At 57.4% G+C, this 23,867-nt stretch carries 22 protein-coding genes; 1 reads left to right on the forward strand and 21 read right to left on the reverse strand.

Annotated features, from left to right (window positions below):
• Positions 1-121: 121 nt before the first annotated feature.
• The 11 genes from mscS to tkt form a co-directional block, all read right to left on the reverse strand.
• The gene (gene mscS, locus BFV63_RS18235) at positions 122-976 is read right to left on the reverse strand and encodes a small-conductance mechanosensitive channel MscS (RefSeq protein ID WP_003860082.1); all 855 of its coding nucleotides are present in this window, start codon (positions 974-976) and stop codon (positions 122-124) included.
• A gap of 187 nt (positions 977-1,163) precedes the next feature.
• Entirely contained in the window at positions 1,164-2,243 is a 1,080-nt protein-coding gene (gene fbaA / locus BFV63_RS18240; RefSeq protein WP_048242047.1) for a class II fructose-bisphosphate aldolase, read from the reverse strand.
• Between the two features lie 92 nt (positions 2,244-2,335).
• Complete coding sequence (gene pgk, locus BFV63_RS18245) at positions 2,336-3,499, reverse strand: phosphoglycerate kinase (protein ID WP_003860077.1); 1,164 nt, start codon at positions 3,497-3,499, stop codon at positions 2,336-2,338.
• Between the two features lie 49 nt (positions 3,500-3,548).
• A complete protein-coding gene (gene epd / locus BFV63_RS18250; protein ID WP_003860076.1) occupies positions 3,549-4,568 on the reverse strand; it encodes an erythrose-4-phosphate dehydrogenase in 1,020 nt (339 codons plus the stop codon).
• A 293-nt stretch (positions 4,569-4,861) separates the two neighbouring features.
• Entirely contained in the window at positions 4,862-5,572 is a 711-nt protein-coding gene (locus BFV63_RS18255; protein WP_048242049.1) for a nucleoside/nucleotide kinase family protein, read from the reverse strand.
• Complete coding sequence (locus BFV63_RS18260) at positions 5,569-6,078, reverse strand: MltR family transcriptional regulator (RefSeq protein ID WP_045337282.1); 510 nt, start codon at positions 6,076-6,078, stop codon at positions 5,569-5,571. Before BFV63_RS18260 ends, BFV63_RS18255 begins: the two co-directional genes overlap by 4 nt.
• A 15-nt stretch (positions 6,079-6,093) precedes the next feature.
• Positions 6,094-7,065: a class II fructose-bisphosphatase gene (gene glpX / locus BFV63_RS18265; RefSeq protein WP_048242052.1), complete on the reverse strand. Its 972-nt coding sequence runs from the start codon at positions 7,063-7,065 to the stop codon at positions 6,094-6,096.
• Positions 7,062-8,339 (reverse strand): zinc-binding dehydrogenase, encoded by a 1,278-nt coding sequence (locus tag BFV63_RS18270; protein WP_048242053.1) that lies wholly within the window; start codon positions 8,337-8,339, stop codon positions 7,062-7,064. The genes glpX and BFV63_RS18270 overlap by 4 nt, the downstream gene beginning before the upstream one ends.
• Positions 8,340-8,362: 23 nt before the next feature.
• Positions 8,363-9,742 carry a PTS mannitol transporter subunit IIBC gene (locus tag BFV63_RS18275; RefSeq protein ID WP_047654185.1) on the reverse strand — a complete coding sequence of 460 codons (1,380 nt, stop codon included), beginning with the start codon at positions 9,740-9,742 and terminating at the stop codon, positions 8,363-8,365.
• 27 nt (positions 9,743-9,769) lie between these two features.
• The gene (gene cmtB, locus BFV63_RS18280; protein WP_045337278.1) at positions 9,770-10,213 is read right to left on the reverse strand and encodes a PTS mannitol transporter subunit IIA; all 444 of its coding nucleotides are present in this window, start codon (positions 10,211-10,213) and stop codon (positions 9,770-9,772) included.
• Positions 10,214-10,527: 314 nt separating this feature from the next.
• Complete coding sequence (gene tkt / locus BFV63_RS18285; RefSeq protein WP_003860074.1) at positions 10,528-12,519, reverse strand: transketolase; 1,992 nt, start codon at positions 12,517-12,519, stop codon at positions 10,528-10,530.
• Between the two features lie 272 nt (positions 12,520-12,791).
• Between tkt and loiP the strand changes: the two genes are divergently transcribed.
• Positions 12,792-13,550, forward strand: a complete 759-nt coding sequence (loiP, locus tag BFV63_RS18290; protein WP_003860073.1) for a metalloprotease LoiP — start codon at positions 12,792-12,794, stop codon at positions 13,548-13,550.
• 45 nt (positions 13,551-13,595) lie between these two features.
• Here the strand turns inward: loiP and BFV63_RS18295 are convergent, their stop codons facing one another.
• From BFV63_RS18295 to BFV63_RS18340, 10 genes are all read right to left on the reverse strand, one after another.
• The gene (locus tag BFV63_RS18295; protein WP_022651819.1) at positions 13,596-15,236 is read right to left on the reverse strand and encodes a thiamine pyrophosphate-binding protein; all 1,641 of its coding nucleotides are present in this window, start codon (positions 15,234-15,236) and stop codon (positions 13,596-13,598) included.
• A 13-nt stretch (positions 15,237-15,249) separates the two neighbouring features.
• Positions 15,250-16,719, reverse strand: coding sequence for an aldehyde dehydrogenase (locus BFV63_RS18300; protein WP_069597582.1), 1,470 nt, complete (start codon positions 16,717-16,719; stop codon positions 15,250-15,252).
• A gap of 9 nt (positions 16,720-16,728) precedes the next feature.
• Positions 16,729-17,499, reverse strand: a complete 771-nt coding sequence (locus BFV63_RS18305) for an aspartate dehydrogenase (protein ID WP_032660273.1) — start codon at positions 17,497-17,499, stop codon at positions 16,729-16,731.
• 9 nt (positions 17,500-17,508) lie between these two features.
• On the reverse strand, positions 17,509-18,303 hold the full coding sequence (locus BFV63_RS18310; RefSeq protein ID WP_022651822.1) for an SDR family oxidoreductase: 795 nt from the start codon (positions 18,301-18,303) through the stop codon (positions 17,509-17,511).
• Positions 18,287-19,057 carry an alpha/beta fold hydrolase gene (locus BFV63_RS18315; protein WP_032610096.1) on the reverse strand — a complete coding sequence of 257 codons (771 nt, stop codon included), beginning with the start codon at positions 19,055-19,057 and terminating at the stop codon, positions 18,287-18,289. Before BFV63_RS18315 ends, BFV63_RS18310 begins: the two co-directional genes overlap by 17 nt.
• Before the next feature lie 9 nt (positions 19,058-19,066).
• Positions 19,067-19,597, reverse strand: a complete 531-nt coding sequence (locus tag BFV63_RS18320) for a cupin domain-containing protein (RefSeq protein WP_017382915.1) — start codon at positions 19,595-19,597, stop codon at positions 19,067-19,069.
• A gap of 10 nt (positions 19,598-19,607) precedes the next feature.
• Positions 19,608-20,864, reverse strand: a complete 1,257-nt coding sequence (locus tag BFV63_RS18325; RefSeq protein WP_069597583.1) for an MFS transporter — start codon at positions 20,862-20,864, stop codon at positions 19,608-19,610.
• A gap of 25 nt (positions 20,865-20,889) precedes the next feature.
• Positions 20,890-22,077, reverse strand: coding sequence for an NAD(P)/FAD-dependent oxidoreductase (locus tag BFV63_RS18330; protein WP_048242058.1), 1,188 nt, complete (start codon positions 22,075-22,077; stop codon positions 20,890-20,892).
• The gene (locus BFV63_RS18335; protein WP_003860055.1) at positions 22,074-23,000 is read right to left on the reverse strand and encodes a VOC family protein; all 927 of its coding nucleotides are present in this window, start codon (positions 22,998-23,000) and stop codon (positions 22,074-22,076) included. Before BFV63_RS18335 ends, BFV63_RS18330 begins: the two co-directional genes overlap by 4 nt.
• 78 nt (positions 23,001-23,078) lie before the next feature.
• Positions 23,079-23,867, reverse strand: a complete 789-nt coding sequence (locus tag BFV63_RS18340) for an IclR family transcriptional regulator (RefSeq protein ID WP_003860053.1) — start codon at positions 23,865-23,867, stop codon at positions 23,079-23,081.

Here is a 23,867-nt window from a genome sequence, read left to right on the forward strand (position 1 = left end):
TGGAGGCAGACTATACTGCGGGAACGTCATTAGAGGAAATGGATAATATTAATTGGGGATTAGCTGGGCTAATAAAAGAAAAGCCCGGTGTCGCTGACGCTTACCGGGCCTACGGGAGACGTTACTCTGCTTCTTTGACTTTTTTGACGTTTACGTCCATCTGCGGGTACGGGAAGCTGATGCCGTTGGCATCGAAATCACGCTTGATGCGCTCCAGCACATCCCAGTAAACGTTTTGAAGATCGCTGCTTTTGCTCCAGATGCGCACCACAAAATTAATAGATGACGCGCCCAGCTCATTCAGACGAACGGTCTGCTCGCGGTCCTTCAGAATGCGATCGTCAGAGGCAATGATGTTGGCGATCAGCGACTTCACCTGATCGATATCGGAGTCGTACGCCACGCTGATGATCAGCTCGTTACGACGCACCGGCTCGCGGGAGAAGTTAATGATATTGCCCGCAATGATTTTCCCGTTCGGGACTACCACAATGCGACCATCCACGGTACGCAGGGTCGTGGAGAAAATCTGAACCTGCAACACGGTACCGGCAATACCGCCCAGATCCACATACTCACCGGAACGGAACGGACGGAAGGTCACCAGCAATACGCCCGCCGCCAGGTTAGACAGCGAACCCTGCAATGCCAGACCAATGGCCAGACCGGCAGCACCGAGCACAGCGATGACGGATGCCGTCTGCACGCCGACACGCCCCAGCGCCGCAATCAGCGTAAAGGCGATAATGCCGTAACGGACCAGCGCGGAGAGGAAATCGGCGACTGTGGCATCAATGTGTCGTGCGACCATCACCCGGTTGACAGCGTTCGAAACGATACGCGCCACGATCATCCCGACAATGATGATGGCAATAGCGGCAACAATATTCACGGCGTAGCTCAGCAGTAGCGCCTGGTTGCGCACCAGCCAGTTACCCGCGTTATTGATGCTGTCTACAACATCAAGTTGTTCCATTTATTCTTCCTTTTGTTAAACCAAAACACAAAATCCATCCCCCATGGAGACAGGCAGGTCAGTAAAGGGTAAACAAAAAGCACCGGCTTTGCCAAACAGATCACAAAATCAGGTATTGCAGGATATTGAAAAAGCATAAAAAAAGGCCCGCATATGCGGACCTTCTTGACGCTATGAACAGCTCAAATTACAGAACGTCAACCGCGTTCAGTTCTTTGAATGCCTGCTCCAGACGAGTAATCATAGAAGTCTGGGCAGCGCGCAGCCATACGCGTGGATCGTAGTATTTCTTGTTCGGCTGGTCTTCGCCTTTCGGGTTGCCCAGCTGACCTTGCAGGTAAGCTTCGTTGGTTTTGTAGTATTGCAGGATACCGTCCCAGGTTGCCCATTGGGTGTCGGTATCGATATTCATTTTCACTACGCCGTAGCTTACGGAATCTTTGATTTCCTGAGCAGAAGAACCGGAACCGCCGTGGAAGACGAAGTTCAGGCTGTTGTGCGGCAGGTTGTGTTTTTTGGACACGTATTCCTGAGAATCACGCAGGATGGTCGGGGTCAGAACCACGTTACCTGGTTTGTATACGCCGTGTACGTTACCGAAGGACGCTGCGATAGTGAAGCGTGGGCTGATTTTGCTCAGCTCGGTGTAAGCGTAATCAACGTCTTCTGGCTGAGTGTACAGTGCAGAAGCGTCCATGTGGCTGTTGTCCACACCGTCTTCTTCACCGCCGGTGCAACCCAGTTCGATTTCCAGGGTCATGCCCATTTTGGACATACGCGCCAGGTACTTAGAGCAGATCTCGATGTTTTCTTCCAGAGACTCTTCGGACAGGTCGATCATGTGAGAAGAGAACAGTGGCTTACCGGTTGCTGCGAAGTGTTTTTCACCTGCGTCCAGCAGACCGTCGATCCATGGCAGCAGTTTTTTCGCGCAGTGGTCAGTGTGCAGGATAACCGGAACACCGTAGTGCTCAGCCATCTGGTGAACGTGATATGCGCCAGAGATAGCGCCCAGGATTGCAGCACCCTGAGGAATGTCAGTTTTCACGCCTTTACCTGCGATGAACGCAGCGCCGCCGTTAGAGAACTGAACGATAACTGGAGCTTTAACTTTAGCAGCAGTTTCCAGTACGGCGTTGATGGAGTCGGTACCCACGCAGTTAACTGCTGGCAGAGCGAAGTTGTTTTCTTTAGCTACCTGGAACACTTTCTGTACGTCATCACCAGTGATAACGCCAGGTTTTACGAAATCAAAAATTTTAGACATGTTGCTTAGTCCTGTATCTTCGGCCGTTAGAAATGGTGCGAGCTCTGATAAGCGCGCTGAAAATTGGGCAGGTTTCCCTGCCCCTGAATGGCTTACTTCTTAGCGCGCTCTTCGAGCATTGCTACTGCTGGCAGAACTTTGCCTTCCACGAATTCGAGGAATGCGCCGCCACCAGTGGAGATGTAGGAGATCTTGTCAGCGATACCGAACAGGTCGATTGCTGCCAGGGTGTCACCACCGCCTGCGATAGAGAACGCTTCGCTGTCTGCGATTGCGTTAGCCACGATCTCAGTCCCTTTGCGGAAGTTCGGGAATTCGAACACGCCGACAGGACCGTTCCACAGGATAGTTTTTGCGTTTTTCAGGATTTCAGCCAGTTTCTGTGCAGAAACGTCGCCCAGGTCCAGAATCTGCTCTTCATCTTTGATGTCGTTAACAGATTTCAGGGTTGCGGTAGCAGTTTCAGAGAACTCGGTTGCCACGCGAACGTCAGTTGGAACCGGGATATCACAGGTACCCAGCAGACGTTTGGCTTCGTCAACCAGATCCGCTTCGTACAGGGATTTACCCACGTTGTGGCCTTGCGCAGCAACGAAGGTGTTCGCGATACCACCGCCAACGATCAGCTGGTCAGCGATTTTGGACAGAGAATCCAGTACGGTCAGTTTGGTAGAAACTTTAGAACCACCAACGATAGCGACCATTGGACGAGCAGGTTCTTTCAGTGCTTTACCCAGCGCTTCCAGTTCGTCAGCCAGCAGCGGACCTGCACAGGCGACGTCTGCGAATTTACCGATACCGTGGGTAGATGCCTGCGCACGGTGAGCCGTACCGAATGCATCCATCACGAATACGTCGCACAGCGCAGCGTATTTTTTGGACAGGGTTTCGTCGTCTTTCTTTTCGCCTTTGTTGAAGCGAACGTTTTCCAGAACAACCAGCTCACCTTCGGCAACTTCCACGCCGTCCAGGTAATCTTTCACCAGGCGAACCGGGCTGGACAGTTTGTCTTTCAGGTAATTAACAACCGGCAGCAGAGAGAACTCTTCGTTGTACTCGCCTTCAGTTGGACGGCCCAGGTGGGAGGTGACCATCACTTTAGCGCCCTGCTTCAGAGCCAGTTCAATGGTTGGCAGAGATGCACGGATACGCGCGTCGCTGGTCACTTTGCCATCTTTAACCGGTACGTTCAGATCGGCACGGATGAAAACGCGTTTACCTGCCAGATCCAGATCGGTCATCTTAATTACAGACATGGTGAATCCTCTCGTTGATTCTTAAAGTTTTGCAAGCGCAAGGTGCGCTCTACCTGAAACCTTTCGCGGCCATGGCTAACGTGGTGTCGAGCATTCGGTTAGCAAAGCCCCATTCGTTATCACACCAGACCAGCGTCTTGATGAGGTGCGCACCACTGACTCGCGTCTGCGTGCCATCCACGATGGCGCTATGCGGGTCGTGGTTAAAATCTACTGAGACCAACGGTAATTCCGTATAGTCAACTATACCATGAAATGCTCCCTGTGCCGCTTTTTGCAGCAACAGGTTGACTTCACAGGCTTTTACCGGTTTTTTCACCGTCACGCTAAGATCGATTGCGGTGACGTTTATCGTCGGAACGCGCACGGCAATCGCTTCAAAACGGTCGTTAAACTGCGGGAAAATACGGGTGATCCCGGCAGCCAGTTTCGTATCCACCGGAATGATTGACTGGCTCGCCGCGCGAGTGCGTCGTAAATCCGGATGGTAGGCGTCGATTACCTGCTGATCGTGCATGGCGGAGTGAATCGTGGTCACGGTGCCGGATTCAATGCCATAAGCATCGTCTAACAGTTTAATGACCGGAATAATGCAGTTGGTGGTGCAGGAGGCGTTGGAGACAATGCGGTGTTCAGCGTGCAGCTCGTGCTGGTTAACACCAAACACGACGGTGGCGTCGAGGTCGTTACTGCCGGGATGGGAGAACAGCACTTTTTTCGCGCCAGCATTCAGATGCGCTTCGCCATGTTCACGGTTACCGTACACGCCGGTACAGTCCAGCACCACATCCACACCCAGTTCGCGCCAGGGCAGCCCTTCAATACTGTTCTCATGCAGCACGCGGATGGCATCGTCACCGACGAACAGCTGTTCCCTTTCCTGGCGAACATCCCAGGCAAAGCGACCGTGGCTGGTGTCATATTTCAACAAATGTGCCATGCCCGCAGCATCCGCCAGTTCATTGATTGCCACCACGGTGATTTCCGCACGACGCCCGGATTCATATAAAGCACGAACCACGTTGCGCCCGATGCGACCGAAGCCATTAATCGCTACGCGTACGGTCATAGATCTCCTGCAAAGCTATCCCTGAGTTTGAGGTGGCTGAAAGAGTAATCCAGCGACGCCCGAAGGGGAATCCTTGCTGTCACAAACTGCGATTGATTGGTCAATTGTCGAACATTTAATCGACTGAAACGCTTCAGCAAGAATAAGCGAATCGGGGAATAAAAGGAATCTCTGTCCAGATTAAGAGCGATTTTATCTGATCTCCATCACATTTTTCCGGAATAATCCCTTTCCATCCCGCCACGTAAAAACGCGGCGGGTCGACCGGTGTCCCCACTGAAAGCTGCGGAGGCTCAGACGAGTCGGTATTCGCCATTTGCCGACATCATCAGTTCCACCTTGGCAGGACGGCTGTGACGCAAAACACGCTCCACGTTTGGCCCGTCGGTGCGCGCATAAAACGCGTCGGCGTCGGCCTGAGAGAGTCCGCCGGCCAGCTTACGTCCCACCAGGCGCGTACGTAACGCTTCGGCGGGGGCGCGAATAAACAATGAAAAATCGCAGTATTCCATCAGCGTTCGCCATCGTTCGTCATCAAGCAGCAGCCAGTTACCCTCAACAATCACGACAGGGGCCGTTACCACGATTGCCTCTTCGACAGGATCGTGCGTTTGTCGGTCATACTGCGGCCAGGTACTGTCGCCCTCTTTTATCTGCCGCAGATGTTGCGCCAGCCTGTCGACATCAAAGGTTTCCGGGGCGCCTTTGTACGCGCGCAGGTTATGCGCTTCCAGCCAGACGTTGTAGTGATGAAATCCATCCATCGGCAACGTCTGGATCGGCGGCATCCCCTCCATCTGACGAGAGAGGAATTCCCAGAAGGCGGTCAGCGTGGATTTGCCCGTCCCGGGCGGCGCGCTGAGAAAAACAATCGTACGTCTGCTGGCGCTGGCGAAATGCCGTTTCGCCAGTTGCCGCAGCAAAGGCTTATGAACATTTTCAATTTCGTCGTCAGGATAATGTGCTTCTACATGTAGCCCGTTAACCGTTAGCCCAATTTTCACGGCGTAAGTTCCTTTAAAATTGTCGTTACCGCCAGGGTGAGCGCCGTCTTGATCATTGCGGTAAAGCGCACCTCAGACCATGCGGCAAAGTCAGCAAATTTCATCGACTCCAGCGCGCTGAATAACGTCGCGTTACGGGTGATGCAATTAACGTTGCTGATAAAATCCCAGGTGATGTCATCGGCAAAGCCAGGGAGGGTATCCTGCTCTTTCAGATACTGATAAAACTGTGAAAAATGCGTAATGTCGGCGTAGAGCCATTTTTCCATTTTCCCCAGCGCATAGATCAGGCGTAACGCCACGTCGATGTCATCAAGCGGCCCACTCCGGGCGAGTAACGGCTTCACTGCATATTCCACGATCTCTTCATCGTTATCGACAAACAGCGACGGCAGAAAACATTTAATGCCCTGGAGCAAAAAAGACTGTGCCGTCGTCATGAATGCGAGGAGGTTATTCTGAGCATCCAGTTGCTCAAGCACGTCGTCTTCTGTCAGCGTCGTCATTTGTATCTCGATAAATCACTGTGAATGCAGAGAGTCTATTATATTACACGTTCGATCTGCGCCGCCGATCAATAAAGTTTGCGTGCGCACACCCTCCGCAACCTGTTGAATACCTTTAACCAGTTCGCCACCCGTCACGCCCGTCGCGCTGAACAGGATGTCATTGCCCTTTACCAGTTCGCTAAGGGTATAGATACGATTGACTTCCACCTTCATCTCCGCACAGCGACGGTGCTCCTGCACGGCGACCCGACGGTTCTCAGGACTCTCCCCTTTCGCTTCACAAAAATCGATCAGCTCCGCCTGCATTTCGCCACCCAGCGCTTTCACCGCGCAGGCAGAGATCACCCCTTCCGGCGCGCCGCCTGTGGTGTACATCAGATCATAGGGATTATCCTGTAAGCAGGTCAGAACGCTGGCGGCGACGTCGCCATCGGGCAGCGCGAACACTTTCACGCCCAGCTGCCTTGCCTCGGCAATTACATTTTGCAGGCGCGGTTTGTCCAGCGTTACCATCCGCAGATGGTCCAGCGGCTTGCCCAGCGCCCGGGCAACGTTGCGAAGGTTTTCTGCCAGCGGGAGAGCGAGGCTGATTGCCCCGGTTGCCGCTGCGTTAACCACCAGTTTTTTCATGTACATATCAGGGGCATGAAACAGGCTGCCCTCAGGCGCAAACGCCATCACTGCCAGCGCATTGCTTTGTCCCATCGCCACCATGCGGGTCCCCTCAATGGGATCGACGGCAATATCCACCGCCAGGCCGACGCCGCTTCCGACCTCCTCGCCAATCCACAGCATTGGCGCATGGTCGATCTCACCTTCGCCGATGACGATACGCCCGCGAATCGCTATCGCGTTTAGCGCCTCGCGCATGGCGGTTACCGCCAGCCCGTCGATTCGGTTTTTATCGCCGCACCCGGTTTGCGGCCAGGCGGCCAGCGCCGCCTGTTCCGTGACGCGAAAGAGCGGCCATGCCAGAGACATCATGCGGCCGCCTCCCCAATATCCACCCCAAACTTCGCCAGCAGATAGCGCTCTGCTTTTTCATTCCAGATGCCGTGAGTCTCTTCCACAAGCCTTGCCAGCTCCCGGAAAAGCGGATCGGTTTTACCCTTTTCGGCAAAATCGGCAATGGCCGTTAACGGCATGGTGACACCGTTGTAGATAAGCTTCTTGCCCCCAGGAATGTCCGGCAGATTGAGTACCGTATGCGGCACCGCATCCAGACCGCCGATGTGAGTCACCATAAACGACGGCTGGAGCTGGCCTGTCGCACTCAGCGCAATCGCCTCTTTCATGTCCTCCGTCGAGCCGCCGGAGGTGCCCACCACGTGGGTACTGTTGTAATGGACGTTGTAAAAATTAAACGGCACCTTGAAATTGCTGTCCGTTGGTCCGGCGAAGAAATTCAGGCACCCGTCCTCGGCGAGAAGATCGTCTGCCAGTTCAATGACCGCCGGAACCGCGGCATAGACAAACACGTCGTCAAAGCCTGCATTGTCAGTTAATGCGCGTAACGTAGCGGCAGGGTTCTCCAGTTCGGAGGTATTAACATAGATAAGCTCAATGCCCTTTTGTGCCGCCAGCTCAACCGGCAGGAGTTTTTCCGCCTGCGCAAGGCGTGCCTCATCGATATCCACCACCACAACGCGCGACGGCTGAATCCCGCCGTTAATCGCATAATCAATAGCGCCAATTCCCATCGGCCCGGCGCAGGCCAGAAGCGCAATATTACCTCCCGGTTTCACGCCCATCCGGTGCTCATAGACATATTGTGTCGTATGATAATTGGCGTTATACGCGCCGATAATGCAGCACATGGGTTCCGCCAGCGAAGCCGCCGCAAAATAGGAGCCGTGATAAGGTAAAACGCAGCCCAGATTAATTGCGACTTCTGGAATAATCATATACGTCGCATTGCCGCCAAAATATTCATAGCTGTAGCCAGCAGAATAAGCGCTCGGCAATCCCATTGCCGGTTGTAAAACAAAGCGCTGACCTTTTTTAAATTTCCCGGTAAGGTTTTTTCCGACCTCAACAATCACCCCGGCACATTCATGTCCGGTTATGACCGGATGATTTTCCAGATCGTCCGGCACACGTTTATGTTCACTACCTAATTTCGCCGCCTTCCAGGTTGATAAACAAACGCTGTCGGAAATTACGCTCACCAGCAGTTCATTGTCGCTTATTTCGGGCAGTTCGAATTCGCGGATACGAACATCCTGCTTGCCATAAATGGCAGCCACTTTCGTTTTCATAATGACTCCAGGAACCAGATAGATTAATTCGCCGTTAGATGCTTAAATAACTCGTCAAGCTTAGGATCGCCGAGATAGTTTTTTATCAACACTAACGGTTTGTCACTGACCCGTTTAGCGCGCCCCTCCAGGCTGGCATGGGTAACAATAATGTCCGCGTCGTCAGGCACATTTTCGATGGCATAATGTTTTACTTCGATGTTTTGTCCGGCTTTTTCCAGACGCTTCCGGAATGTCGTCGCGCCCATAGCGCTGGAGCCCATTCCGGCATCGCAGACAAAAGCGATATGCTTAACATCCTGGTAAGTAAACTTGCCTTCCTGCTTCATGGCTTTTACGGCGTTGGCAGAATCATTGAAAGTATCTTCCGTTTCAGCTTCGTTATTTTTATCCATCTTCAGGATAAAAGAGGCGACCGCAAAGGTGACCAGCGTGCCTGTCGTTACGCCAGCAATCGTGGCGAGGAATGCGCCTTTAGGCGTTAACGCGAGGTAGGCGAAAATCGAACCCGGACTTGGGCCAGCCACCAGACCACCGCCTAACAGGTTAAACACCCACGTCCCGCTCATGCCGCCAGCAATCATCGCAATCAGCGTCAGCGGTTTCATCAGTACGTAAGGGAAATAGAGCTCATGAATGCCGCCCAGGAAGTGAATGATCATCGCGCCGGGGGCTGACTTCTTCGCCATTCCTTTGCCGAAAAAAGCAAAAGCCAGCAGCAGACCTAAACCCGGCCCGGGGTTGGAGGCCACCATAAAGAAGATGGATTTACCCGTCTCGGAAGCCTGCTGCATCCCCAGCGGATAATAAACACCCTGATCGATAGCGTTATTTAAAAACAGGATTTTTGCCGGTTCGTTAATCAACGACAGCAGCGGCAGGTAGCCTGCATGTACCAGTGATTCAATACACTCTTTAATAAAGTTATTGGCAATCGACACCGCAGGACCGATCACTTCAAATCCCAGCAGGCAGAGGAGCATACCCGCAATACCCAGCGAGAAGTTGTTGATGACCATCTCAAAACCAGCGGGAATGCGTTTATCCAGCAGCCGATCGATGTGCTTAATTACCAGACCGCCGAGTGGCCCCATGATCATTGAGCCGAGGAACATAGGAATATCCGCGCCGATAATCACGCCGATAGTGCCGATCCCCCCCATCACTGCCCCACGTTTGCCGCCAACCAGGTGTCCGCCGGTAGAGCCAATCATCACCGGCAATAAATAGGTGATCATCGGACCAACAATTTTGGCGAAATGCTCATTTGGCATCCAGCCGGTTGGAATAAATAATGCGGTAATAAATCCCCAGGCAATAAAAGCGCCAATATTCGGGATGACCATTGCAGTCAAAAAGCCCCCAAAAGCCTGGACCTTTGCACGAGCAGACTTGTGTTCCATAATAATGTCCTGTAAAGGAGAGAATAATTATGCGTGAGCGATAATATCCGCCAACTGCTTTTCTGACTTAGCGGTTAACAACGCCGACAGCCTGTCTTCTTCACATAATAATTCGCTTAATGCCTGGATAGCGCCGATATGTGAATCCGCATCCGCCGCCGATAAACCAATGAGTAATTTTACGGGCTCATCGTCGTCGGCAAACTGCACTTCCTGTTTAAGAAGCGTTAATGACATACCTGTTTTTAAGGCACCGCACTCCGGACGGGCATGAGGCATTGCCACACCCGGAGCGAGAATGTAATAAGGGCCATTAGTAAGCGTCGAGGTTTTAATTGCTTCAATATAATCAGCGTTAATATAATGATTTTGCAGCAAAGACGACATGGAAAAATCAATGGCTTCCTGCCAGTCCTTTGCTGCGGATTTTATTGATATTGAGGATTCAGGGAAATAATCAATTAACCGCATATATCATCCTTATTTTATTTTTAGGGTACAACGTATCGCTAAAAACAAAATACGCCTGCGGTAAAATGAAATCAAACGGAGACAAAATAGCGAGCGTGCCAGAGTGCATTTTAATAAAACGAATAAAAACAGATCGTTAAAAACGAAAAATTAAAAAGCAAGTCTATATATGTGATACCCATTGCAAATTAAACATATTATGACTTTGCGTATTTGTGATAGGAATCACCAATTATATGTTGTTAACACCAAAAAAAATACCTCCAAAATAAAAACGGGCCGCCTGAGCGACCCGTTTTGCATCACTGGGAGAGTTACAGCAGTTCTTTCGCCTTAGCGACAACGTTTTCAACGGTGAAGCCGAACTCTTCAAACAGCTGTTCAGCTGGCGCAGACTCACCAAACGTGGTCATCCCGACGATAGCGCCGTTCAGACCCACGTATTTGAACCAGTAGTCTGCGATACCCGCTTCCACTGCCACGCGAGCGGAGACCGCTTTAGGCAGTACGGATTCGCGGTACGCGGCATCCTGCTTGTCGAACGCATCGGTAGACGGCATGGAAACCACACGCGCCTTCACGCCTTCGGCAGTCAGTTTTTCCCATGCTGCTACAGCCAGTTCAACTTCTGAACCGGTGGCGATGAAGATCAGCTCAGGCTGGCCCGCGCAATCTTTCAGCACGTAACCACCGCGTGCGATGTTCGCCAGCTGCTCTGGAGTACGCTCCTGCTGCGCCAGGTTCTGACGGGAGAGGATCAGCGCGGTTGGACCGTCCTGACGCTCAACGCCGTATTTCCACGCCACCGCAGATTCAACCTGGTCACATGGACGCCATGTGCTCATGTTCGGGGTCACGCGCAGGGAAGCCACCTGCTCTACTGGCTGGTGAGTTGGACCATCTTCGCCCAGACCGATGGAGTCGTGGGTGTAGACCATCACCTGACGCTGTTTCATCAGCGCAGCCATACGCACGGCGTTACGTGCATATTCCACAAACATCAGGAAGGTAGAAGTGTACGGCAGGAAACCACCGTGCAGAGCGATACCGTTGGCAATCGCAGTCATACCGAACTCACGTACACCGTAATGGATGTAGTTACCGGCAGTATCTTCGTTGATTGGCTTAGATCCGGACCACAGGGTCAGGTTTGATGGCGCCAGGTCAGCGGAGCCGCCGAGGAATTCTGGAAGCAGAGGGCCAAACGCTTCGATCGCATTCTGAGATGCTTTACGGCTGGCGATCTTGGCTGGGTTCGCCTGCAACTTCGCGATGAACTCGTTCGCTTTGGCGTCGAAGTCAGACGGCATGTCACCTTTCATACGACGGGTGAACTCAGCCGCTTCCTGTGGGAAGGCTTTCGCGTAAGCCGCGAACTTCTCGTTCCAGGCCGCTTCTTTCGCCTGACCCACTTCTTTCGCATCCCACTGAGCGTAGATTTCAGACGGGATTTCGAAGGCAGGGTGTTTCCAGCCCAGCGCTTCACGGGTCAGTGCAATTTCCGCGTCGCCCAGCGGTGCGCCGTGGGAGTCGTGAGTGCCCGCTTTGTTCGGAGAACCGAAGCCGATGATGGTTTTGCACATCAGCAGGGACGGTTTGTCGGTCACGGCGCGCGCTTCTTCTACGGCACGTTTAATCGAGTCAGCATCGTGGCCATCAACGCCGCGCACAACGTGCCAGCCGTAGGCTTCGAAACGTGCTGCGGTGTCGTCAGTGAACCAGCCTTCAACATGACCGTCGATGGAGATACCGTTGTCGTCGTAGAACGCAACCAGTTTACCCAGCTTCAGGGTGCCTGCCAGGGAGCACACTTCGTGAGAAATGCCTTCCATCATGCAGCCGTCGCCCAGGAAGGCGTAGGTGAAGTGGTCAACGATGTCGTGGCCAGGACGGTTAAACTGCGCCGCCAGGGTCTTCTCTGCAATCGCCATACCTACGGCGTTAGCGATGCCCTGACCCAGCGGACCGGTAGTGGTTTCAACGCCAGCGGTGTAGCCCACTTCCGGGTGACCTGGAGTTTTGGAGTGCAGCTGACGGAAGTTTTTCAGCTCTTCGATTGGCAGATCGTAGCCGGTGAGGTGCAGCAGGCTGTAGATCAGCATAGAGCCGTGGCCGTTAGACAGCACGAAACGGTCGCGGTCTGCCCATGCCGGGTTCTGCGGGTTATGGTTCAGGAAATCACGCCACAGGACTTCGGCGATGTCAGCCATGCCCATAGGGGCGCCCGGGTGGCCGGATTTGGCTTTCTGTACTGCGTCCATGCTCAGCGCACGAATAGCATTAGCAAGCTCTTTACGTGAGGACATTTTAACTCCAGATCGGACTGTTAAAGGCCATGCCCTTGACGACAGCGCGTTTTGGGCTACGCCGGAAAAAAGTGCCAACAATGTAACCCAAGCCGCAGGGCATGTACATGGAGCATTCTTTTGCTGCTTAAGAAATCTCTGGATCATGCTCGCATGTTGCGCAATCTGCTCGCCCGCCCCTGTAGATATTCCTTATACTTAGCCCGACACCGGCTTCGTTGACGGTGCATTTTTCGGAATTAATTCAGATTAACGAGTACGGAAGCAACATCATGAAAATGCGTGCAATCGGGCTGGCTGTGGGAACAACGCTCCTGCTAAGCGGCTGTCAGAATATGGATTCTAACGGCCTGATGACCTCAGGCGCAGAAGCTTTTCAGGCCTACTCACTGAGCGATGCGCAGGTGAAAGCGCTGAGCGACGAGGCCTGTAAGGATATGGATGGAAAAGCTACGCTTGCCCCGGCAAACAGCACCTACACGCAGCGTCTGAACAAGATTGCTTCCGCGCTGGGCGACAACATTAACGGTCAGCCGGTGAACTACAAGGTGTATATGGCGAAAGACGTGAACGCCTTCGCGATGGCTAACGGCTGTATCCGCGTATACAGCGGCCTGATGGACATGATGACCGACAACGAAGTGGAAGCGGTGATCGGCCATGAAATGGGTCACGTTGCTCTGGGTCACGTGAAGAAAGGGATGCAGGTTGCGCTGGGCACCAATGCCGTGCGTGCAGCGGCGGCCTCTGCGGGCGGCATTGTCGGCAGCCTGTCCCAGTCGCAGCTGGGCGACGTGGGTGAGAAACTGGTTAACTCCCAGTTCTCCCAGCGTCAGGAGTCGGAAGCGGATGACTATTCTTACGATCTGTTGCGCAAGCGCGGCATCAACCCATCAGGTTTAGCCACCAGCTTCGAAAAACTGGCGAAACTGGAGGAAGGCCGTCAAAGCTCCATGTTTGACGATCACCCGGCCTCCGTTGAACGCGCGCAGCATATCCGTGACCGCATGGCGGCAGACGGTATTAAATAATACTCCGGCCCGGTGCGCGCCGCGCTACCGGGCAACAAGACTCAATCAGTACAGCGTTTTCTGTGGCGGCCCGGCAAACTTAAGGGCGCCAATCTGCCCCATCCGCACCTCTACCACCGACGGCCCCGGCATCGCTAACGCTTCCATCATCACCGCGTCAAAATCCTCGGCCTGCTCAACGCTCCAGGCCTGTAGACCAATCGCCTGCGCCAGCAGGGTAAAATCCGGAGTATGCAGCGCGTTATAATACTGACGCCCGCCAAAATATTTATCCTGAATACCACGCATTACGCCGTAGCCCCCGTCGTTCATGATCAGCAGCGTCACGTTGGCTTTCTCCTGCGCCAGCGTCGCCAGTTCGCCTAAATTGAGGCTCAGGCCGCCGTCGCCCACCAGCCCCACCACCTTGCGCTGTGGGTTGGCAATCGCGGTGCCGATAGCCATCGGCAGGCCCATGCCAATCGCCCCGGCGAGGGAGTGAATATTCATCAGCGGACCGTTAGCCCTGAACAGGCGGCTACCCCACAGGCTGCCGGACACGGTGATATCGCGCACCAGCAGGCCGTCTTTCGGCAGGGCTTTCTCAATGGCGTCGTTAAGCTTCGCATAGGCGCCGCACTGCTCGCGCAGCCCCTGCTCAGCTTGCCCGACAGCCTGCTGTACCTGCGTATCCCACTGGGCGTTGCCCCACTCGCGGCCCTGCACTTTTTCAGCCAGCGCGCCAAGCAGCGCGGAACAATCGGCTATCAACGTGCTATCCATCAGGTAGTTACGGCTTGCTGCCGCCGGGTCGATATCGAGCTGCACCCGCGGGGAAGGCAGCTCAAGCGTCCAGGATCGGGTTTCGTTGCTGCGCAGGCGAGAACCGGCCACCAACGTAAAATCACACTGCGCAATGAGCGCCTCCACCGACGGCGAGTTGTGGAACGCCCGCAGGCTGGCGCGGTGGTTGTCCGGCAGCACGCCGCGCGCGTGGGTGCTGGAAATCACGGTGATGCCCGCATCCGCCAGTTTTTTCACCGCCTCAGCGCTTCCCAGCGCCCCGCCGCCCAGCCACAGCAGCGGCTGTTTCGCCTGTTTGAGCTGCGCCCACAGCGCGTCAACCATTCCGGTATCCACGGCCGGAGCCGATACCGGTTTGATCGGAGCGGTTACCAGCGACAGCGGAATTTTGGCGCTCTGAATATCAATCGGGATTTCCACCGAGACCGGTCCGCACGGCGGGGTCTGCGCGTCCTGGATGGCTTTATGCAGAATCGCTATCGCCTGATTCGCATTGCTGATGCGGTACGCCCGTTTTGAGCTGGCCTTCAGGAAGGTCAGCTGGTCACGGGTTTCATGGATAAACCCGGTGTCGGCGTCCAGCCAGGCTTTCTCAACCTGCCCGGTTAAATGCAGCAGCGGCGTGCAGGCATTCATGGCTTCCACCAGCGCGCCTACCGCGTTCCCGGCCCCCGCGCCGGTGCTGGTCAGCGCCACGCCGAGGCCGGAAAAGCGCCCGTGAGCATCGGCCATGGTGACGGAACCGGCTTCACCGCGCGCGGGCACAAAGCGGATATTGCCCCGCTGCCCAACCGCATCCGCGATCGGCAGGTTGTGAATGGAGATGACGCCGTAGATGGCCTCAACCTGATACTGCTCCAGCGTTCTGGCGATGGCGTCGCCGACGGTTATCATTTCGCTCATTGCTCACCCTTTCTCAGTCGCACCAGTGGTTGACGCTGTTACCCGTCGCCAGATAAATGCTCTTTTGTTGCATCCAGGCTTTCAGCCCCTGGATACCCTTCTCGCGGCCCAGACCGCTCTCTTTAAAGCCCCCGAACGGGGTCGAAATCGCAAAAACCTTGTAGGTGTTGATCCACACCGTGCCTGCCTCCAGCTGCTCGCTGAGAGGCAGGGCGCGACCGGTATCGCGCGTCCAGATCCCCGCCGCCAGGCCGTACACCGAGTCGTTCGCCTCGTGGATAAGCGTGGCTTCATCGCCAAACGGCATCGCCACCAGCACCGGGCCGAAGATCTCTTCCTGACAGGCGCGGGCGCTGTTGCTCAGCCCTTCGATAATGGTTGGCAGAAAGAAGCTGCCGTTTACCAGAGCGGGATCGGCGGGGATCTCGCCGCCGCACAGCACGCGGCCCCCTTCACGCTTCGCCAGTTCGACGTACTGGATCACGCTCTGGCGATGTTTTTCGTTGATCAGCGGTCCTACATGGACGCCGTCGGTAAACGGATGTCCGACGCGCAGCCCGCGTGTTAATTCCAGCAGCCTCGCCATCAGCGGGGCGTAAATACTCTCGTGGATAAACAGCCGCGACCCGGCGATACACGCCTGCCCCGCCGAGCTGAAAATGCCGTAGCAGATCCCGCGCGCGGCCTGTTCGATATCGGCATCCTCCAGCACGATGGTCGGCGATTTGCCGCCCAGTTCCAGCGAGGCCGGGATCAGTTTTTCCGCCGCCACGTGCGCCAGATGACGGCCCGTGGTGGTGCCGCCGGTAAAGGAAATTTTCCGCACGCGAGGATGACGCGCCAGCGCATCGCCAATCACCGAGCCTTTGCCCGGCAGGACGCTCAGCAGCCCGGCGGGCAGCCCGGCCTGTTCAAAAATCCGCGCCAGCTCCAGCGCCATCAGCGGCGTGGCTTCGGCGGGCTTGAGGATCACCGCGTTCCCGGCGGCAATCGCCGGTGCGACCTTCTGCATTTCGCTGGCAATCGGCGAGTTCCACGGCGTGATGGCCGCCACCACGCCAAGGGGCTCGTAGCAGCTCAGCGTCAGCAGATCCGGCTGGCGCGGCGTCGGAAGTTCCCCTTCCAGCAGCTCGCAGGCGGCGGCAAAGTAGCGCGCCGTTCCCGCCGCGCTCATCACCAGCCCGCGTGCTTCCGCCAGCGGCTTGCCGTTATCACGGCTCTGCATCTGCGCCAGCGCATCGACGCGGGATTCAATAAGATCGGCAACGTTATGCAGGATCTTCGCGCGCATGTGCGGCAGACTGTTACGCCATGCGGGATCGCGCCAGGCGCGCTCTCCGGCGGCTACCGCCTCCTCCAGGTCATCCAGACTGGCGGCATTCAGCGTCGCGTTGATCGACCCGTCTGCCGGAAAGTGGCTCTGCATCGGGTTGCCGCCGCCGCGTCGCCACTGGCCGCCGATAAAAATCTTCAGATCGTCCATCGTCACTCCTCAGCTCAGGGCCAGCTCGCGGCAGGCGCGCACCGCGCTCAGTGCCGCCAGGGTGGAGGTTTTAGGATTAGAAGCCAGCGGCAGTCCGCTCAGCTCCAGATGGAACTCGCCGAATAATCCTTCGACATGCAGCGTGTGGGTGTTACGTTTCGTTGCCGGGTCAACCATCAGTTGCACGCGGGTGTCGTCCATCCCGACGCCGCCGAGCGCCACGGTCGCCGCCACGTTGGCGTTCGCCGGGAACAGGCGCGCCGCCTCGCGGGCGCTGCCCTCGAAGAAAACCTTTGCCTCTGACACCGCATTCAGATCGATAAGCTGCTCGGCATAGCTGCCGCGCCAGCTGGCCGGGCTTTTGCGCGACTGATAGGTGACGCGCTCAAGCCCGCCCTCTTTCGCCGCCGCCAGCCCGTCGATACCAGCCACCGCACCGGAAAGCAGGGTCAGTTTTCCGCCCGCGGCGAGCAGACGCTGCTCCAGCGCGCTGTCCGCCAGCGCGCCGGTGGAAATGATGGCCAGATGCCAGCCGCGACGCAGGATCTCTTCCCCGTACTGGGCCACCGCCTGCTGGCTGGCGCATTCCAGCACCAGATCCGGCGTTTGTGCGCACGCCATCGGCGACGTCAGCGCCTCAACCGCATCGCCAAACTGGTCGTGAATGGCGGGATGGTGAGACGCGCGCGCCACGATCCAGCCAATAGCCACACCGGCGGGCAGGCGCTCAATCACCGCCTGCGCCATGGCGCCAAAACCAATCAACATTACCTTTTTCATGATGTGTCCTTACAGATGGCGGCAGAAGCCGCCGGAAACGTCCAGCGCCGCGCCGGTGGTAAACGAGGCCAGCGGCGAGGCGAGGAACAGCAGCGCCTGCGCGGGCTCCTGCGGCTTGCCGAGGCGCGCCATTGGAATGCCACGCTTGCGCGCGATATCCGCCGTCCACTCCGGCCAGCTTTGGCTTTTGTCCGCCCGGCGTTCAAAGCGGCGCTGCCACTGACCGGATTCCACCATGCCGAGCAGTATGGAATTGACGCGAATGCCCTTGCCCACCAGCTCTTTCGAGAGCGTCAGCGTCATGTTCAGCAGCGCGGCACGAGCGGCGGAGGTGGCGATCATGTGCTCCTCCGGCTGTAGCGCCAGCAGGGAGTTGACGCAGGTAACAGAGGCAATGTCCGATTGCTCCAGCAGAGGCTGAAACGCCTGCACCGGGTTAATCACCCCGAACAGTTTGAGTTCGGCTTCGTGCAGCCACGCCTCGCGCGGCGTGTCATGGAAGTGCGCCACGTAGCCCTGCCCGGCGTTGTTGATCAGCATATCCGCCGCGCCAAAACGCGCCTGCACCGCATCCGCGAAGGCCTGAACTTCGTCGGCATTCAGCACGTCGCAGCGGAAAGCGAAAATCTCCCCGTGGGGAAATTCGTTTTGCAGCGTCGCATGGGCGCTGGCGAGCCGGTCCTCGTCACGGCCGCAGAAGGCGACTTTCGCCCCTTCCCCCAGCAGCAGGCGCAGCGTTTCAAAGCCAATGCCGGAAGAACCGCCGGTGACTACCGCTACGCGCCCGTCAATTTGTGCATTCATCGCGCACCTCTTCGTTAATGCGTAAAAGCTGTTGGTTGAAAAACGCGTCGTTATCGAGATAGCTGGCGTGCCCGGCCTGCGGAATGGCGATAAACGGCATGCCGTAGCGCAGCGCCAGACCCTGAACCAGCTCCGGCTGGGTGATGGCATCCTGCTCGCCGCACCAGACTTCAAAACTGCCGGAATAACGCTTCAGCCAGCCGTGGATGTCGTCATGCGCCAGCATCCACGAGGCGGCAAGGTAGCCTTCCGGGCGCAGCACCCGCATGCCCGCCGCGACGGTGGCGATATCTTCCGCGCGCGCGCCGGGGCGCAGCAGCTTCGGGGCGCGGGTCTGGGCGAGGATTTCGCCCCCCAGCGCCATCTGCTGCTCGCGGTTGCGCCAGACCTGCTCCCGCTGCTCCGGCGCGGCATTGCCGTACCCCTGCGCCGCGTCGGCCAGCACCAGATGAATGACGCGATCCGGGAACTTTGCCGCAAAGGCGCTGGCCACCAGCGCCCCCAGGGAATGGCCGACCAGCACTGTCTGCCAGACACCGGCGCGATCCAGCATGGCCGCCAGCGCGTCGGCGTAATCCCCCGCGTTTGCCCGCGCTACGGCCAGCATCGGGCTTTCGCCATAGCCCGGCATGTCCCACGCCAGCACGCGAAAACCGTTCAGCGCCATCTGCTTGTGCCAGGAGGCGGCGCCGGAGCTGATCCCGTGCAGCAGCATCAGCGGAATGCCGCTTCCCTGTTCACGAAAACCCGTCATCATGCCCCCTTAGTTCCGCTTCACTTTGGAAAGCGGATGGTCGGACGGATAGGTCGGGATTTCCGGCTTATTGGTCCCCAGCATGACGCACATCAGCGCTTCTTCTTCGCCGTGGTTAAACAGGCCGCGATAGATGCCCGGCGGAACGGAGATCAGGTCACGCTCGCGCAGCACGGTTTCGGTGTAGTTGTCGCCGTCCTGGATCATCAGCGTGATCTGCCCCTTGAGCATGAAGAACACCTCTTCCACGTCGTCGTGCAGGTGCAGCGGTCCTTCGCACTTCGACGGCAGCACCATGGTGGAGAAGGTAAAATGGTCCGCCTGCACGGTATTGGTGTCGTTCGCCACGCCGGTTGCGCCGGTGCCGATGTAGCGCATCTGCGCCCGGCGATATTTCGGATCAAAATCGGCCTGGAACTTCAGCGCGTTCCAGTCGTATTTACGGCCTTCGAAGCGCGCGATGCGCGACTCGACCCACTCTTCCATCGTCAGATGGTCAGGTTTGATGCCTGTTTTGTTGGTTACGGTTGAATCAGTCATGACACTCTCCTCAGTAACGTCTCAGCAGCGGCAGTAACAGGACGCAGCCCACCGCCGCCATCACCGCCAGAAAAATCAGCCCGGAATCCATGCTGTGGGTAAAGGCGATAAGCGCGCCCATCACCGCCGGCGACAGCGCGCCCGCAAAGTTTCCCAGCCCGTTGAAGATACCGCCCGCCGTGGCGCTCACCCGGGGATGGGTGGCCTTCGCCAGCAGGGCGAAAATGTTGGGTGCGCCGGTGCCCCACATAAAGGTGCTGAAGCTCATCGCCGCGATGATGGCAAGCGGGGTGTCGAGGTGCATCACCGCCGCCAGGCCTACCGCCGCCCCCGCCATCGAGATAAAGCAGGCCGCCGCGCGCTTATCGACCCGGTCAGAGAGCCACGCGCCAATCACTTCCCCTGCCAACATGGCGATGAACGGCATCGACGACAGCCAGCCCGCATGCTCCAGGTGGATGCCTTTGCCCTTAATTAAGTAGCCAGGCAACCAGCCGTTGATGCCCCACAGGTAGGTCAGGAAAGCGATGTTAAAGATGCAGATGATCCAGAAGTGCGGGCTGACAAACAGTTCGCGCCGCGCGGCGCGCCGCTCGTCCCGGGACGCCTGCGAGGTGCCGAGTTTTGCCTCCAGGCGGATACCGCGCAGACCAATGCGCACAAAGATAAGCACCGGCACGGTAAGCATGGCCATCACAAAGAAAGTGCTCTGCCAGCCAAAGGTGTTCAGCAGCCAGAGGGAGAGCGGGAAACCAATCGCCGCGCCCACCGGGGTGCCCAGCAACCACAGCATGGTGGCGCGCGCCTGCAAATGCTGCGGGAAGTTGTGGCGCACAATGGCGAAGGCCAGCGGGAACAGCGGTCCTTCCGCCACGCCCAGCAGAATACGCAGGACGATCATCAGCGTGTAGTTATGGGTAAAGCCCATCGCCACCATCAGCACGCACCACACTGCCATCATCCCGGTGAGCAGGCGCAGCGGCGCGATTTTGTCGCCTAAACCGCTTAAAAACACCGATGAGAAGCCATAGCTCAGCAGGAAAGCGCTCATCAGAATGCCGAGACGCGTGGTGTCGAAATCAATGCCCATCGCCTGCTGGAAATGGGTATCCGAAAAGAGCGCCGCGATGCTGATTTTGTCGAAAAAGGCCAGCAGCACGCAGGCCAGCAGCGACAGCGGGATGGCCCAGCGCACCGCTTTTTCGGGCGTGCGGGTTCCCTCACCGCTCGCCTCAACCGGCTCGGTGTTAGTCTCTAGTGTGGTCATTTCTCCCCCTACGGGTGCGGGTTAGCTATCGCAGTGACATCAGTGAAAATGTCGGGTCGGCAAGCGGTACGTCCGACAGATCCCGCCCTGCCGCCATCCAGCGCTTCGCCAGCTTGACGGTGCGCGCATCGTTGAACGCCACCAGCTGCGTCAGCCGCCCGTTGTCGTCCAGCGAGAAGTACAGCGCCTCTTCACGCACTATCGTTCGGCAGCCTGCCTGCGGAATGCCGAGGATCTGAATGTTGTGCTGGTATTGATCCGACCACAGCCACGGCGCGTCGTCATAACCTGGCGCATCGGGATTGAGCATCGCTTTCGCCGTTGCCACCGCCTGATTCTGGGCGAAGGCCCAGGACTGGATGCACAAGCCGTAGTGATGGTGCTGGGCGACATCTCCTGCGGCAAAGATGAACGGATCCGAGGTGCGTCCCTGGGCATCCACCACGATCCCGCGCCCGGTTTTCAGCCCCGCGTCACGCGCCAGCTCCAGATTGAGATCGACGCCGATCCCCACCAACACTGCATCAAAGGTTTCACGGTTGCCGTCGCAGTGGACGACCGGCAGGCCGCCGTCGTCCTCCAGCTCCAGCGCGCCGCAGCCGGTACGGATCTCCACCCCCTGCTCGCGGTGGATGGCCTCCAGGCGCTGCGACACCTCGCCGCTCACCGAGCGCATGCACAGCGCAGGCTGCTGCTCGAACAGCGTGACCGCCACGCAGCTTTTCCGCGCGGAAGCGGCAATCTCAAGGCCAATCCAGCCGCCGCCGATAATCGCCAGTTTGTGACTTTCCGACAGGCGACTTTTCAGGCGCTGCGCGTCCTGCCAGTGGCGCAGGGTATAGACCTGCGGATGGCTGGCCCACGCCTGCGAAGGCAGGCGCGCCCGACCGCCGGTAGCGATTAAAAGGATGTTGTAACTAAGCTGCTCGCCGTTGCTAAGAAGGACTTTTTTTTCATCGCGATCGACAGATTCAGCGCGCAGCGGTCGGTACCAGGTCAGGTCCAGCGCCTGCTGCACCTCGTCGGTAAACAGCCTTGGGAGCGCCGCGTCCGGTTCCAGCAGAGACGCTTTTGACAGCGGCGGCCGCTCGTAGAAATCCCATTCCTCTTCCGCTACCACGCAAATCTCGCCGTCGAAGCCCTCGTCACGCAGGGTTTTCGCCGCCCAGCCGCCTGACTGGCCGCCGCCGATAATGACAATGCGCGATGTCATACCGCCTCCGGCTTTTTCTGCTGACGGCGCGTGTCGTGGTCAATCCCGCCTTCCACCGCCCACTCGGTGAAGGAGACCAGGGAATGCTCCAGCTCGCGCGGCTGCCAGTTTTCCGTCAGGTAATCATCGTTGGTGTAATACTCAAACGCGCCGCCGGTCGGGCTGTTGACGTACCAGAAGTACGCCGACGACACCGGATGACGTCCCGGCCCGATAAAGGTGCTCCAGTCATGTTTATTCATCGCGATACCGCCGCCGATCACCTCGTGGATATCGCGCACGGTGAAGGCCACGTGGTTAAGGCCGCGCTTGCGGTTCGGCAGTTGCAGCAGGAACAGGTTGTGATGGCCGCCACGCACGCCGCAGCGCAGGAACACGGCGCGGTTGATATAGCGATCCGAGACCTGGAAGCCGAGCACCTCGCGGTAGAATTTTTCCACCGCCGCCAGCTCCTCCACGAAGAACACCACATGCCCCACGTTGATCGGCTGGGCGCGATCGTAAACCGGGCTGGGCGTGTCGATACGGCGGGCGTCGCCCCACTGGTTTATTGGCTCGACGTTAAGCTCCACGTCGGTCTGCTGGGTCACCTGCACGCGCAGCGTCATGCCGTTCGGATCGAGGCATTCCAGCGCGTCGCCCACTTCGCGAAAGCCGGGCTGCTGCGCCAGCTTCGGGCGCAGCGCGTCGAGATCGGACTGTGCGGCAACCGCCCAGGTCATGCGGCGCAGGGTGTTGCCCGCTTCAAACGCGGGCGGCAGGTCGGGGCTGTCGATCGGGTTAAGCTCCACGCGCGCGCCGCTCAGGGTGGTGAAACGCTGGCCGCTGGCATCGCCCGTCAGGCCAAAATCACGCATAAATTTGGCGCAGTGCGTCAGGTCTTCCACACCAAATTCCAGCTTTTCAATTCCGGTTACACTCATCGTTCGTTGCCTCATCTGGCCCAGATTGGGCGTAAAACATGCCCGACGCAGTCAAGCGCCTGGCGTTAACTCACTGATTTAACTGGCCTGTGATAGATACCCTAAGAAGCCAGAAATTTTATCCGCCGCAAGGCGAACCTCGTTTTGCAGGCGCTCGCGGTCGCTCTGCGGGATCTCCTCCGACGGCACCAGAATGCTGACTACCGCCGCCACGCGGCCGCTTCGGTCATACACCGGGTAGACGATGGAAGAGATGCCGTGGCGGAAGAAGGATTCGCCGATGACATACCCGCGGGCTTTGTCCTGCTGCACCATCTGCCACAGGGCTTCACGGTCGTGAAGCTGCCCCGGCGTGTTGCCCGGCAGACGCTCATGCGGGAACAGCTGTTCGAAATCAGCGCGGGAAATATCGGTCAACAGCATGCGGCCCAGCGAGGTACAGTGCACCGGCAGACGGGTACCAATGCTGACCTGGTTGATACGCGACCCGGCGGCGCTGACGCGGGCGATGTATATAATGTCGCGCCCGTCGCGGATCGCCAGATGGCTGCTGCACTGGCTCACGTCGCGCAGTTGCTCGATCACCGGCTGGCCGACCTGCGCCACGTCCAGCGAGGCGATGTACTCAAAGCCAAGACGCAGCACGTTCATGCCCAGCGAAAAGGTATTGGTGCGCGTGTTGCGCTCCAGAAAGCCCATGTACTCCAGCGTCTGCACCACGCGATAGGCGGTCGCCTTCGGCATATCCACCAGCCGGTGCAGCTCGGCAAAAGTCAGATCGCGATGCTGCTCGCCAAAGGCCAACAGCAGCTGTAAACCGCGCTCCAGCCCCGGCACCAGATACTTCACTTCCTGATCGTTTGCCAT

This window comes from Enterobacter hormaechei subsp. xiangfangensis, assembly GCF_001729785.1.
In the GTDB taxonomy this organism is placed as follows: Bacteria; Pseudomonadota; Gammaproteobacteria; order Enterobacterales; family Enterobacteriaceae; genus Enterobacter; species Enterobacter hormaechei_C.

Coding starts and splice junctions, on each gene's coding strand:
- mscS (WP_003860082.1), bottom strand. CDS start 976: ATGGAACAACTTGATGTTGTAGACAGCATCAATAACGCGGGTAACTGG.
- fbaA (WP_048242047.1), bottom strand. CDS start 2,243: ATGTCTAAAATTTTTGATTTCGTAAAACCTGGCGTTATCACTGGTGAT.
- pgk (WP_003860077.1), bottom strand. CDS start 3,499: ATGTCTGTAATTAAGATGACCGATCTGGATCTGGCAGGTAAACGCGTT.
- epd (WP_003860076.1), bottom strand. CDS start 4,568: ATGACCGTACGCGTAGCGATTAATGGCTTCGGTCGCATCGGGCGCAAC.
- BFV63_RS18260 (WP_045337282.1), bottom strand. CDS start 6,078: ATGACGACGCTGACAGAAGACGACGTGCTTGAGCAACTGGATGCTCAG.
- glpX (WP_048242052.1), bottom strand. CDS start 7,065: ATGATGTCTCTGGCATGGCCGCTCTTTCGCGTCACGGAACAGGCGGCG.
- BFV63_RS18270 (WP_048242053.1), bottom strand. CDS start 8,339: ATGAAAACGAAAGTGGCTGCCATTTATGGCAAGCAGGATGTTCGTATC.
- BFV63_RS18275 (WP_047654185.1), bottom strand. CDS start 9,742: ATGGAACACAAGTCTGCTCGTGCAAAGGTCCAGGCTTTTGGGGGCTTT.
- cmtB (WP_045337278.1), bottom strand. CDS start 10,213: ATGCGGTTAATTGATTATTTCCCTGAATCCTCAATATCAATAAAATCC.
- tkt (WP_003860074.1), bottom strand. CDS start 12,519: ATGTCCTCACGTAAAGAGCTTGCTAATGCTATTCGTGCGCTGAGCATG.
- loiP (WP_003860073.1), top strand. CDS start 12,792: ATGAAAATGCGTGCAATCGGGCTGGCTGTGGGAACAACGCTCCTGCTA.
- BFV63_RS18295 (WP_022651819.1), bottom strand. CDS start 15,236: ATGAGCGAAATGATAACCGTCGGCGACGCCATCGCCAGAACGCTGGAG.
- BFV63_RS18300 (WP_069597582.1), bottom strand. CDS start 16,719: ATGGACGATCTGAAGATTTTTATCGGCGGCCAGTGGCGACGCGGCGGC.
- BFV63_RS18305 (WP_032660273.1), bottom strand. CDS start 17,499: ATGAAAAAGGTAATGTTGATTGGTTTTGGCGCCATGGCGCAGGCGGTG.
- BFV63_RS18310 (WP_022651822.1), bottom strand. CDS start 18,303: ATGAATGCACAAATTGACGGGCGCGTAGCGGTAGTCACCGGCGGTTCT.
- BFV63_RS18315 (WP_032610096.1), bottom strand. CDS start 19,057: ATGACGGGTTTTCGTGAACAGGGAAGCGGCATTCCGCTGATGCTGCTG.
- BFV63_RS18320 (WP_017382915.1), bottom strand. CDS start 19,597: ATGACTGATTCAACCGTAACCAACAAAACAGGCATCAAACCTGACCAT.
- BFV63_RS18325 (WP_069597583.1), bottom strand. CDS start 20,864: ATGACCACACTAGAGACTAACACCGAGCCGGTTGAGGCGAGCGGTGAG.
- BFV63_RS18330 (WP_048242058.1), bottom strand. CDS start 22,077: ATGACATCGCGCATTGTCATTATCGGCGGCGGCCAGTCAGGCGGCTGG.
- BFV63_RS18335 (WP_003860055.1), bottom strand. CDS start 23,000: ATGAGTGTAACCGGAATTGAAAAGCTGGAATTTGGTGTGGAAGACCTG.
- BFV63_RS18340 (WP_003860053.1), bottom strand. CDS start 23,867: ATGGCAAACGATCAGGAAGTGAAGTATCTGGTGCCGGGGCTGGAGCGC.